This window comes from Wenzhouxiangella sp. 15190 (genome assembly GCF_003417465.1).
Classification (GTDB): Bacteria; Pseudomonadota; Gammaproteobacteria; order Xanthomonadales; family Wenzhouxiangellaceae; genus Wenzhouxiangella.
The window spans coordinates 70,696-83,459 of record NZ_QVMV01000042.1 but is presented as its reverse complement, the minus strand read 5'-3'; the positions used below and the strand labels follow the sequence as shown (position 1 = coordinate 83,459).

Annotated in this window: 9 protein-coding genes; all 9 read left to right on the top strand. The window is 62.7% G+C overall.

Annotated elements, in window-relative coordinates:
• Positions 1 to 433: 433 nt before the first annotated feature.
• The 9 genes from DZK26_RS11065 (at position 434) to mraY (ending at position 12,762) form a co-directional block, all read left to right on the top strand.
• Positions 434 to 3,721, top strand: coding sequence for a TonB-dependent receptor (locus DZK26_RS11065; RefSeq protein ID WP_220336972.1), 3,288 nt, complete (start codon positions 434 to 436; stop codon positions 3,719 to 3,721).
• A 127-nt stretch (positions 3,722 to 3,848) separates the two neighbouring features.
• A complete protein-coding gene (gene ppnN / locus DZK26_RS11060) occupies positions 3,849 to 5,249 on the top strand; it encodes a nucleotide 5'-monophosphate nucleosidase PpnN (RefSeq protein WP_116896861.1) in 1,401 nt (466 codons plus the stop codon).
• A gap of 288 nt (positions 5,250 to 5,537) precedes the next feature.
• Positions 5,538 to 5,990, top strand: coding sequence for a division/cell wall cluster transcriptional repressor MraZ (gene mraZ, locus DZK26_RS11055; RefSeq protein ID WP_116896862.1), 453 nt, complete (start codon positions 5,538 to 5,540; stop codon positions 5,988 to 5,990).
• 4 nt (positions 5,991 to 5,994) lie between these two features.
• On the top strand, positions 5,995 to 6,939 hold the full coding sequence (rsmH, locus tag DZK26_RS11050) for a 16S rRNA (cytosine(1402)-N(4))-methyltransferase RsmH (protein WP_116896863.1): 945 nt from the start codon (positions 5,995 to 5,997) through the stop codon (positions 6,937 to 6,939).
• On the top strand, positions 6,936 to 7,202 hold the full coding sequence (gene ftsL / locus DZK26_RS11045) for a cell division protein FtsL (RefSeq protein ID WP_116896864.1): 267 nt from the start codon (positions 6,936 to 6,938) through the stop codon (positions 7,200 to 7,202). The genes rsmH and ftsL overlap by 4 nt, the downstream gene beginning before the upstream one ends.
• On the top strand, positions 7,199 to 8,896 hold the full coding sequence (locus DZK26_RS11040; protein ID WP_116896865.1) for a penicillin-binding protein 2: 1,698 nt from the start codon (positions 7,199 to 7,201) through the stop codon (positions 8,894 to 8,896). Before ftsL ends, DZK26_RS11040 begins: the two co-directional genes overlap by 4 nt.
• The gene (locus DZK26_RS11035) at positions 8,889 to 10,352 is read left to right on the top strand and encodes a UDP-N-acetylmuramoyl-L-alanyl-D-glutamate--2,6-diaminopimelate ligase (RefSeq protein ID WP_116896866.1); all 1,464 of its coding nucleotides are present in this window, start codon (positions 8,889 to 8,891) and stop codon (positions 10,350 to 10,352) included. The genes DZK26_RS11040 and DZK26_RS11035 overlap by 8 nt, the downstream gene beginning before the upstream one ends.
• Complete coding sequence (gene murF, locus DZK26_RS11030; RefSeq protein WP_258870799.1) at positions 10,304 to 11,692, top strand: UDP-N-acetylmuramoyl-tripeptide--D-alanyl-D-alanine ligase; 1,389 nt, start codon at positions 10,304 to 10,306, stop codon at positions 11,690 to 11,692. The genes DZK26_RS11035 and murF overlap by 49 nt, the downstream gene beginning before the upstream one ends.
• Positions 11,686 to 12,762 carry a phospho-N-acetylmuramoyl-pentapeptide-transferase gene (gene mraY / locus DZK26_RS11025; RefSeq protein ID WP_116896868.1) on the top strand — a complete coding sequence of 359 codons (1,077 nt, stop codon included), beginning with the start codon at positions 11,686 to 11,688 and terminating at the stop codon, positions 12,760 to 12,762. Before murF ends, mraY begins: the two co-directional genes overlap by 7 nt.
• Positions 12,763 to 12,764: the final 2 nt, after the last annotated feature.

Here is a 12,764-nt window from a genome sequence, read left to right as displayed (position 1 = left end):
CCGCCTGACGAACCTCAATCACTTCGCCCCTTCAGGCTCATCTCTGGATTGGAAAGGACTGCCTGGAAGCGGCATTTTCCCGACACGGGGCGGCATTTGAACGCGAGTCGAATAATGCGCGGGACCAGCCTCTCGAATCGCGGCGGCGTTGCGCGTATAGTTGGGCCCGTTGTCGAGTCCGTGACGGGATCTCTTCGGAGTCAGTCAAGGGGCGCGGCAACGGGGAATGAAAGAGCGGACGATGAGGGATTGCTGTATCCGGTCGCGCGAGATTGCTCGGATAGTTGTCGCGGTGTTGCCGGAAAGTTAAAATGCTGTAATCCTGGCGTCATCGAGGGTTTCTAGAATATGCCGCACTCGTCGAGGTAACGGGCTGCGCGCTGTGCCTTGAAGTGGATTGGATCCTTAAAATGTCACCCAATGGAGTAACTTCATGAAACTTGTAGACTTTTCGCGGTTTTCGCGCGTCTGGTCGGCGTTCATGGTGCTCGGCATGCTGGCGCTCGTCAGCCTGCCGGCGACCGACGCCTTCGCCCAGAGTACGTCTGCCGATATTCGCGGTCGTGTGCTGACCGAGGGCGGCAACGCCATATCCGGCGCCACCGTTCAGATTATTCACCTGCCTTCCGGGACCGTCTCTGAGGCAGACACCGGCGAAACGGGCGGCTTTTTCCGAAGCGGGCTTCGCGTTGGCGGTCCGTATCAGATCACGGTCCAGGCCGAGGGCTACGAGGTTGAGCGGGAAGGCGATATCTTCCTCGAGCCGGGTTCGCAGGATCCGCTGGTGTTTACCCTGGGCGAAGCCGGTGGCGATATGGATAGAATCCAGGTAGTCGGCACCGCGATTGCCGATGCGATGGCGCTCAACAACGGCGTCGGTTCGACGTTCAGTGCGCGCGACATTCAGAATCAGCCGTCGGCGGATCGTGATGTGATTTCCACCCTGGCCCGTGACCCGCTGGTTCAGAGCGAGGAAGTCGGCATCATGTCGGTGGCGGGCGCTAATCCGCGTTTCAATGCCTTTTCCATCGATGGCTCGCTGCAGCAGGATGATTTCGGCCTGTCCGATGGCACTTACGCCACGACGCGTTCGCCCATCAACCTCGACGCCGTGGAATCGGCCACCATGGTCGCCTCCGACTACTCGGTGACCTCCAGCGGCTTCACCGGCGGCCTGGTCAACGTGGTCACCAAGTCCGGAACCAACGAGTTCGACGGTTCGCTCTACTACGCCTATCAGGACGATTCAATGATTGGCGAGGACTTTGACGGCGGCACGTTCGACCCGGGTGAGTTCGAGGAAGAGGAATATGGCTTCACTCTGGGCGGCCCGATCGTCAAGGACAAGCTGTTCTTCTTCGTTTCCTACGATGAATACGAAAACGCATCTCCGGTGGACTTCACTAACTCCGACCGGTTCAACGGCGTCGATCCGGCCTTTTTCGAGACGGCCCGTCAGGCCATCCAGGACACGTACGGCTTCGATCCGGGCGGCCGCCCGCAAGTCATCAATGTGCCGGAAACCTCCGAGCGCACGCTGGCCAAGGTCGACTGGAACATTACCGACACCCAGCGCTTGTCGCTGACCTACCAGAAATCCGAAGAAAACGACACCAGCGTTGGCGCCGATGAATTCGAGTCCGCCTGGTACGATATTCCGTTGTCGATCGAGGCCTACACCGCTGAATTTTTCTCGGACTGGACTCACAACTTCTCGACCAATCTGCGCGTCAACTACACGGAAAAGGTTCGCGGCCAGAACTGCCGTGCCGGTACCCAGTTCGGGCAGATCTCGCTCGACTTTTTCGACCTCGACAGCGTTGAAGGTAGCCCGCTCGAGGGCTTGCTTACCGATAGCGGCAACAGCTTCGTCGCTGGCTGCGACAACTTCCGCCACGCCAATGCCTTCGATGACGAGCGTCTCCAGGTCTTCGCCTCCGGTGAATATTTCATGGGCGATCACCTGATCACCTTCGGTACCGAGTACCAGCAGTACGATCTGTTCAACGCTTTCATCCCGTTCTCCAACGGCGACTTCCAGTTCGACAGCTACGACGACCTGGTCAATCGTACCGCCGACGTGTTCTACAGCAACGTTTCCTCGAACGACGCCCAGCAGGGCGCCGCTCAATGGGGTTACGATCACTGGGCTTTCTTCGTGCAGGACACCTGGTCGGTCACCTCTGACTTCGAGCTGAGCTACGGCTTGCGCTATGAGCGCTTTGATCAGAGCGATGCGCCCCAATTCAGTCAGGCCGTATTCGATCGATACGGCGTCGATACCAGCAACAACATCGACGGCAACGACCTGATCATGCCGCGCATCGGCTTCTTCTGGCGACCGTGGGATCGGGCCAGCATCAGCGGCGGCTTCGGCCTCTACGCTGGAGGTGACCCCAAGGTCTGGACCTCCAATGCCTTCCAGAACCCCACATTTGGTGCGTTCGCGGCCAACGTGCAGAACGTGGATATCACCCAGGTGCCGCAGCAGCTGCTCGATCAGGTCTCACAGGGCACAGCCATGCCGATCGACTATATCAGTGAGGACTTCGACACGCCGTCGGACTGGAAGGCTTCGCTGCGCTACGAGCAGGCGTTCGATTTCGAGGTCGGCGGCTTTGACCTGGGCGATGACTATCGCTTTACTGCGCAGTGGCTCTACACCGAAGCGCGTGACGGCTTCGTCTGGAAAAATCTTGCGCACACCGAGCTCGAGGAATCCCGGCCGCTGGGTGTCGCGCCGGACGGTCGTCCGATTTACGCAGACCTGGACGATCTGGGAATCCCCAACCTGACTCAGCTGGGTAACATCAGTGGCTCCAAGAGTTCCGTGGTTTCCTTGGCCCTGGCCAAGTACTTCGACAGTGGCTTGAATTTCAACTTCAGCTACGCCTACCAGGATGCCGAGATCGTTTCCGAGGGCACTTCCTCGCGCGGCATCTCCAACTGGAACGGGCAGTTCACCACCGACAAGAACAACCCGGGGCCGCGCATCTCGCCGTTCCAGATCGAACACACGTTCAAGCTCAACCTGGGTTACGAGCGGGCATTCCTCGGCGACTATGCCACGCGCGTCGACGTGTTCGGGCGTGTGTTCAAGGGTGACGTGTTTGGCACCTCCTTCGATGTGGATGACGACAACGTCATGTTTGGCCGTGCCGGCTTGGGCGAGGATCCGTTCGACAACTTCCCGCTCTACATTCCGGACCTCAACGGGGACCCGCGTGTGGTCTACGGTTCGGGCTTCGATGTCGACGGCTTTGCCCAGTACATCCGTGAAAACAGCATCCCGACTGGTGAGATTCACGACCCGTACTCGTCCACGTCCAATGACTGGAACAGCATCTGGGATCTGCGCTTCCAGCAGGAAATCCCGGGTATACCCGGCCTGGACAATTTCGTCGGCGATAACCGGTTCAAGCTGGTGCTCGATATCGAGAACTTCCTGAACCTGATCAACGACGATTGGGGTCGCTATACCAACGGTCCATTCTTTGGTCAGGCCAACATCGTCCAGGCCGATCTGGTTTCGGCCGCGGACGTGGCCGCCAACGGCATCGACGGTGCCCAAGCGCTGACCGGCGACCAGCCGCGCCAGGTCTGCCAGAGCGCTGGAGACTGCGTCTACCGCTACAACGATTTCGACGATGACCCCACCGCGTTCACTTCGCGGTCTCGCTCGGTCTACGAAATCCGTTTGACCCTGCGCTATGATTTCTGATCAGTTGGCGTAGACAGATCGAGTATCCGTTTCAGCCGGGGCCTCGAACGGAACGGCCAGCCAATGTGCTGGCCGTTCCTGTTTACGGGGTTCATAATGAGCGTTCAAGCAACTTGAAAGAGAATTGATGAGCAGCACCGCCGAAAACAGAAACGAATGCCTCAAGGACACAGTGTCGACACGCGTGTATCCGGCCCGAAGCCTGAACGTTCTGTCTCGCGCCGAAGTCGCGCGTCTTTCCGATGCCACCGAAGAGGTGGGCGAACTTCTGCGCCAGGTCGCACTGGCCGTGCTCACGTCCGGAGAGCAGGGCGACGACGCCGAGCGGATGCTGGAGACCTACAGGGACTTCACGATCGAAGTCCACCAGGTCAATCGCGGAATGCGCATCGACCTGGAAAATGCCCCGGGCTGTGCCTTCGTCGACGGCGAAATGATTCGCGGCATTCGCGAGCTGCTCTCGGCAGTGGTGCGTGACATCGTCTATTTTCATACCGAGATTCACCCCAGTCCTTATTTCGACCTCGACAGCTCCGACGGCATCACCAATACGGTTTTCGAGATTCTGCGCAACGCCAAGTTGCTGGATACGGACATCGATCCACAGTTGATCGTTTGCTGGGGCGGGCATTCGATCAGCGGCGAGGAATACGACTACACCAAGGAAACCGGGTATCAGTTGGGGCTGCGCGGCATGGATATCTGCACCGGTTGCGGGCCGGGTGCCATGAAGGGGCCGATGAAGGGTGCGACCATCGCTCACGCCAAGCAACGAACGCTGCCCGGTCGCTATATCGGTGTTTCCGAGCCCGGCATCATCGCCGCCGAATCGCCCAATCCGATCGTCAACGATCTGGTCATCATGCCCGACATCGAGAAGCGTCTCGAGGCTTTCGTGCGCCTGGGGCATGGCATCATCGTCTTTCCCGGGGGCGTGGGAACAGCGGAGGAAATCCTCTATCTGCTCGGCGTGCTGCTCAACCCCGAGAACCAGGAGATGCCGTTTCCGCTGATCTTTACCGGCCCCGAGTCGGCCCGCGATTACTTCGAGGAGATCGACCGCTTCGTCGGATTGACCCTGGGCGAAGAAGCACAAGATCGCTACCGCATCATCATCGACAATCCGGTTGCCGTGGCCCGTCACATGGCCGAGGGCATGCAACGGGTACGACAGTGGCGCGTGGACACCAACGACGCTTTCTATTTCAACTGGCTGCTGAAGTCTGATCTGGCTTTCCAGGAGCCGTTCGAAGTCACCCATGGGAATATGGCCGCTTTGGACATCTCTCCTGAACTACCCGTGCACGAAATGGCCGCCAACCTGCGCCGGTTGTTCTCGGGTATCGTTACCGGCAACGTCAAGCCCAACGGCCTTCGCGCCATCCGCGAGCACGGCCCGTTCGAGATCAAGGGCGAACCGGCCGTCCTCCGCGCCCTCGACGACCTGCTCAGGCGTTTCGTCGACCAGCACCGCATGAAACTCCCCGGTGACAAGCCGTACCAGCCCTGTTATCGCATCGTGAACTGATCTCCAAAGCCGGAGGCGGCCCGCCTCGGCCGCGGCACAGTGGGCCGATGTTGGCTGGTTCGCTTGTTTCCTGGTTGGCTAGTTCGACTACTGGCCGCATTGCCGGGCGGCTTCGCCGCGGCAGGATGGCGGGCAACCGATATCATTGCCGAGCCAGCCCACCAGCCAACCAGCACCCCGCTCCAACCCCCTGAAACTGCTTGACACTCTGTCGCCCCAGGGCTATGGTGGCGCGAAGTGGGAAATTGTGGGATTTAGTGGTATTGGAGTGGAAGCGAGTGCTGAGCCGTGTTTTTTGGTGAAACCGCAATCAATCTGGACGCGAAGGGCCGCCTGGCGGTACCGACGCGTTACCGCGAGGCGCTCGAGGCAGATTGCGACAACCGGTTGGTGCTCACCTACTCCGCTTTCGATGCCGGTTGCCTGTGGTTGTATCCGCATCCGGAGTGGGAGCGGATTCGCGACGAGGTGATGGGGCTGTCCACCTTCAATCCCAGCCACCGCAGCCTGCAACGCCGGTTGGTGGGGTCGGCCACACAACTTGAACTGGACGCCAATTCCCGAATTCTGATGCCGGCCACGCTCAGGCAAGTGGCCGGACTGGAAAAACGCGTTGTCTTCATGGGCATGGGACAACGATTCGAAATCTGGAACGAGGACATCCTCAATCAACGCCGTGCTGCCGAGGAGCGAGAGATCCAGGAGCAGGCGTCGCCAGAAATGGCACAACTGGTTCTCTAGGCTCATGGCGACGGACCAAGAACATGTCCCGGTCCTGGAAGGGCCGGCACTGGATGCATTGAGGATTCGTGCCGATGGCGTTTACGTCGATGGCACATACGGCCGGGGCGGGCACAGTGCTGCGATGCTGGCTCGGCTCGGCGAGGATGGGCGACTGGTGGTAACAGACCGTGATCCACAGGCCATTGCCGATGCCCGCGCGAAATACGACGATGACGGCCGGGTGACGATCCGGCGGGCGAATTTCGCCGAGATCGGTTCGATCGTCGACGCGCTCGGCCTGACCGGCCGTGTCGATGGCCTTCTTCTCGATATCGGCGTTTCCTCTCCCCAGCTTGATGATCCCGAGCGCGGTTTCAGCTTCCAACACGACGGCCCGCTGGACATGCGCATGGATCCCGACAGCGGCGAGTCGGCGGCCGAATGGCTTGCCCGGGCCGACGAGTCGGAAATCGCCCGAGTGATCAAGGAATTCGGTGAAGAACGTTTCGGCCGTCGCATCGCCCGTGCCATCGTGCAAGCGCGCGAGACCGCGCCCATCGAGCGGACCGCGCAACTGGCCGCGATCGTCAGCGATGCCGTGCCGGGTCCGCCCTCGCCCCGTCACCCGGCCACGCGCACCTTCCAGGCACTTCGCATCTTCATCAACGATGAACTCGGTGCGCTCGAGCGTGCACTGGACGAGGGTATCGAGTTGCTTGCCCCCGGGGGGCGCTTTGTCGTTATCAGTTTTCATTCGCTCGAGGACCGCTTGGTCAAGCGCCGCTTCGCGAAGGCCGCCAAGCCGCCGCCGGCGAGCCGCCGTTTGCCCGCGACGGAAGCGTTCGTACCGCGTCTCAAGCTCATCGACGGCCTGATCCAGGCTGACGAGAACGAGATGGCGCTTAACCGGCGCTCCCGCAGCGCACGCATGCGTGCGGCCGAAAAGACGGCCGGGGAGGCGGCATGATTCGCTGGCTGCTTCTTCTGTTCCTGACCGCGGCCGTGCTGGCCAGCGCCGTCGGCGTGGTCGTGCTGCGCCATGAGTCGCGCCAGTTGTTCGTCGCCCTGCAGGAAGCCGAAACCGAGCGTGATACCGCCCGCGTGGAATGGAGCCGCCTGCAACTCGAACAGGCCTGGCTGGGCGATGCCGGACGGGTCGAGCGCCAGGCGCGGGACGACCTGGATATGGAATCGCCCGAAGACGTTCGAATTCTGGTGACCTCGCCATGACCGACATGCCGAACAATCGGGGCACCCTGCGCGTGTGGATCACCGCCGGCCTGATGTTGCTGGCGGCGGTGACGGTGGTGGCGCGTGCGGTCAATCTTCAGGTCATGGAGACTGAATTCCTGCAGAGCCAGGGCGAGGCGCGCTACCTGCGCGAAGTGTCGGTACCCACCGTGCGTGGCAGCATACTCGATCGCAACGGCGAGCCTTTGGCGGTCTCCACGCCCGTGGAGTCGGTCTGGGCCCACCCCGGCGAACTGCTGCAGGCCGCCGACCATATCCCGATGCTGGCCAGCCTGCTCGATGCCGATGCCGAGGACATGGAGCGCCGCCTGACCCAGCGCGCCAATCGCGAATTCGTCTGGCTGCGACGACAGCTCAATCCCGACCTGGCCGAAAAAATCCGCGAGCTCGAGATTCCCGGTGTGTTCCTGCAGCGTGAGTACCGCCGTTTCTATCCGACCGGCGAGGTCAGTGCCCAGGTGCTTGGTTTCACCAACATCGATGATGTCGGCCAGGAAGGCCTGGAACTCGCCTACAACGACTGGCTGCAGGGCCGGCCCGGCGCCAAGCGGGTAATCAAGGACCGCTTCGGCCGCGTGGTCCAGAACGTCGAGCTCATCCGTGAAGCCAGCCCCGGCCGTGACCTGAAGCTGACGGTCGATCGCCGGCTGCAGTACCTTGCCTTCCGCGACCTTAAGACCACGGTGATGGAGTACGGTGCCCGCTCGGGTTCGGTCGTGGTGCTCGATGTCGACTCCGGCGAGATCCTCGCCATGGTCAACTATCCCTCCTACAATCCCAATGCCGCCACACGCATTCCTTCCGAAGGCCTGCGCAACCGGGCAATGACCGACGTGCTCGAGCCCGGCTCGGTGATGAAGCCCTTTGCCGTGGCCGCAGCCATGGAAGCCGGCATTGCGCAGCGCGACATGGTGGTCGATACCTCGCCGGGCGTGATCAACGTCTCCGGCCACGACATTCGCGACGTGCGCGACTACGGCGAGCTCACCGTCGAGCAGATTCTGACCAAGTCCTCCAACGTCGGCGTGGTGCAGCTGGTGCTGTCGATGGATGCCCGACACCTGTGGAGCATGTACTCCCGTTTCGGCTTCGGTTCCGTGGCTGGTACGGGTTTCCCGGGTGAATCGGCCGGCGTGCTGCGTGACTATGAGCGCTGGCGCAAGCTCGAGCAGGCGACGCTGGCTTACGGCTATGGCCTTTCGGTTACGCCTTTGCAGCTCGCGCGTGCCATGGGCGCCATCGCCGATCGCGGCCGCCTGCGCCAGCCCACTTTCATGGCCGATTCGGACAATCCGCCACATTCGGTGCTCGATCCCAACCTGGCACAGGAGCTCGTCGGCATGCTCGAGACCGTTACCGGTCCCGAGGGCACGGGCCAGGCCGCCCGGGTCGAAGGTTACCGCGTTGCCGGCAAGACCGGCACCTCGCGCAAGGCAGCCGCAGGCGCTTATGGCGATCGTTACGTCGCCAGCTTTGCCGGGTTCGCCCCGGTGTCCGATCCGGAGCTCGTCGCCGTGGTCGTCGTCAACGACCCCTCGGGCGAGGAATACTACGGCGGCCAGATCGCGGCGCCGCTTTTCTCCGACGTCATGGCTGCCGGTCTGCGCTTGTTCAACGTGCCGCCCGACGATCCCGGCCTGCTGATGGCCCGCGTGGAGGAACCCCATGAGTGATCGGCTGTTGAACATGCAGGCACTCTTCGACGGGCTGGTAGCACTGCCGGCAGGCGAATGGCCGGCCGTTTCGGGGCTGTGTCTCGACTCCCGCCGCGTTCAGCCGGGCGATTTGTTCGTGGCCCTGTCCGGCGCCGCGGAACACGGCATGAAATTCGTTTACCAGGCGCGCGACAAGGGCGCCGTGGCGGTCGTTCACGACGGCCGGATGGCCTCGCCCGAAGATCTCGGGCTTCCGGATCTGGCCATTCCCGAACTTGCCGATCACCTTCCCGCGTTGGCCCGCCGCTTCTGGGGAGAGATCGTCGACGGCCTGGATCTGGTGGCCGTGACCGGGACCAACGGCAAGTCCTCGGTCGCGTGGCTGCTCGCCCAGGCGCTCGAAGGCGCCATGATCGGCACCCTGGGTTGTGGGAGCCCGGGGCGGCAGCAATCCGGGTCGCTGACCACGCCCGATATCTTCAGCGTCTACCGTCAACTCGCCGAACTGGCCCGGCAGGGTTTTGAGCGGGTCGTGCTGGAGGCCTCTTCCCACGCACTTGACCAGGGCCGGATCGACGGCCTGTCGTTTTCCAGCACGATCTTCACCATGCTGGGTCACGACCACCTCGACTATCATGCCGACCGCGCGAGCTACGGTGCTGCCAAGGCCCGGCTCTTTACCGACTTCGAGAGCGAGCGAAAGCTCATCAACCTGGACGACGATTTCGGTAAATCCCTGGTCGGAAAGCTTGCCGGCCGCGGCCGCGTTGTCGGCTATTCGCTGGCCGACCATCCCGACGCCCGGGCCAAGGCGAAGCTTTTGAGTGCCGATATGAGCGGCCTGTCGGCCGAGTTCGAGCTTTCCTGCGGCCGCTTCGAGGCACGCTCGAGCCTGCTGGGGCGGGTCAATCTGTGGAATCTGCTGATCGTGGCCGCCGAACTGGCCGAGCGCGGACGGAATCCCGAGACCATTGCCGCTGCACTGTCGCGGCTCGAACCGGTGCCGGGCCGGATGGAACCCATCGGTCGCGACGGCGCGCCGCTGGCCATCATCGATTATGCCCACACGCCCGATGCGCTGGAGACGGCCCTGATCAGTGCGCGCGAACTCGGTGCCGGAACATTGTGGTGCGTTTTCGGCTGCGGCGGCGATCGCGACCGCGAAAAACGACCGCGCATGGGTCGTATCGCCGAGCGCCTGGCCGACCGAATCGTGCTCACCGACGACAACCCGAGGGGTGAAGACGGACTTTCGATCATCCGAGCCATCCAGGCCGGCATGGAGCAGCCGCAGCGCTCGATCGTGATCCGCGATCGCGCCGGGGCAATTGCGCATGCGCTGTCCGGCGGGGAGTCGGGGGATATCGTGCTCGTGGCCGGCAAGGGGCACGAGACCGACCAGGTCGTCGGCAACGAGAGCCTGCCTTGCGACGACCACGTCAGCGTGCGCGCAGCGCTGGGGGTGGCGGCATGATGCAGTTCACGCTTTCGGCAATGGCGGCCTTCGTGCAGGGTCGCGTGGCCGGCGAGGACGCCGAGATTCGCGGCATGAGCCACGACGCGCGGTGCATCGAGACCGGTAATCTCTTCTGCGCGCTGCCCGGTGAGCACCACGACGGCCACGATTTCATCGGCCAGGCGCGTGAGAACGGCGCCGCGGCGGCGCTGGTCGCCCGCCCGGTCGACGACGCGTTGCCGCAACTGGTGGTCGAAGACGTGCGCACAGCCATGGGGATTGTCGCCCGGGCCTGGCGAGAGCGACTCGATGTGACCGTCATCGGTATCACCGGCAGCAACGGCAAGACCACGGTCAAGGAAATGGTGGCTGCGATCCTGGCGAGCCAGGGTCCGACGCTGGCCACGCAGGGCAACTACAACAACGAACTCGGCGTACCGCTGACCCTGGCTCGGCTGGATACTTCCCATCGTTTCGCCGTCATCGAGATGGGTGCCAATGGCCCCGACGATATCGGCTATCTCGCCGGACTGGCCAAGCCTTCGATCGGGGTGGTAACCAATGCGGCCGCGGCGCACCTGGAGGGGTTCGGCAGCCTCGAAGGGGTGGCGCGCGCCAAGGGACAGATGTTTTCGGCACTGCCGGCCGAAGGCGCGGCCGTGATCAATGCCGACGATGAGCATGCGCCCCTGTGGCGCGAACTGGCCGGCGACCGCCGCATCATCAGTTTTGGTATCGACGGCGCGGCCAACGTCTCCGGTGTTCTCGCACGCGGAATCGGCCGGGTCCACACGCCGGCGGACGACTTCGAGTTCCAGCCGCCGCTCCCGGGCCGGCACAATTTCTACAACGCCCTGACCGCCACTGCAGTGGCTACTGCCCTGGACGTACCGGTGGCGCGCATTGCCGATGCGCTTTCGAACATGGAAAGCCTGCCCGGGCGACTGCAGTTCCGTCGTCATCCGGACGGCTGGCAGCTGGTTGACGACACCTACAACGCCAATCCGGCTTCGCTGTATGCCGCCCTCCAGGCGCTTTCCGAAATGGGTGGCGAAGAACACTGGCTGGTGCTCGGAGACATGGGCGAACTCGGCCCGGACAGCGAGCGGCTGCACGCGGAGATGGGCCAGACCGCCCGCGATCTTGGCGTCCGTCGATTGTTTACCGTGGGCAAGCTGGCCCGTGCCAGTTCCGACGCGTTCGGAGGCGACGCTCGCCACTTCGATAACAAAACCTCGCTCGTTGAAGCGCTTTCGTCGCAACTGCATGCCGGCGTGACCTGCCTGGTCAAGGGTTCCCGCTCGATGGGCATGGAGCGCGTCGTCGAGGGACTGTTGAGGGAGGCGAGTCCATGCTGACCTGGCTGCTCGATCACGTACTCATGGCCGATGTCGCGTTGTTCGGCTACATCACGTTCCGGACCGTGATGGCCGCGCTGACCGCCATGATCGTCTCGTTGCTTGTCGGGCCGCTGTTCATCCGGCACATGACCCAGCGCCAGATCGGTCAGCCGATCCGCGAACTCGGCCCGGAATCGCACCTGACCAAGGCGGGCACGCCCACCATGGGCGGAACGCTGATCCTCATCGCGCTGATCATCTCGACCTTGTTGTGGGCCGACCTGGCCAATCGCTACATCTGGATGGTGCTGTTCGTGACCTCGGCCTTCGGCGCAATCGGCTTCGTCGATGACTGGCGCAAGCTCAAGTACAAGAACAGTGAAGGGCTGTCGGCGCGCTGGAAGTACAGCCTGCAGTCTCTGGCAGCGCTGGCCGTGGCGGTGTTTCTGTACCTCACCGCGGACGTGGCAGCCAATACCCAGTTGTTCGTGCCGTTCTTCAAGGACATTGCGCTACCGCTGGGTCTGGGCTTCGTGGTGCTGACTTACTTCGTGATCGTCGGCTCGTCCAATGCCGTCAACCTCACCGACGGTCTCGACGGCCTGGCCATCATGCCGGCGGTGTTCGTGTCCGCCGGCCTGGGCATCTTCGCCTATGCAACCGGCAACACCGTGTTCGCCGATTACCTGGCCATGCCCTATATCCCTGGGGCCGGCGAGTTGGCCATCTTCTGTTCGGCACTGGCCGGTGGTGGACTGGGCTTTCTATGGTTCAACACCTATCCGGCGCAAGTCTTCATGGGCGATGTCGGCGCCCTGGCCGTGGGAGCGGCACTCGGCCTGGTCGCCGTAGCGGTGCGCCAGGAAATCGTGTTCGTGGTGATGGCCGGCATCTTCGTCATCGAAACCCTGTCGGTCATCCTGCAAGTCGCTTCCTACAAGCTGACCGGTCGGCGCATCTTCCGCATGGCGCCGATCCATCACCACTTTGAACTCAAGGGTTGGCCCGAGCCCAAGGTCATCGTCCGTTTCTGGATCATCTCGGTCATGCTCGTGCTGGCCGGCCTGGCCACGATGAAGATCAGGTGACC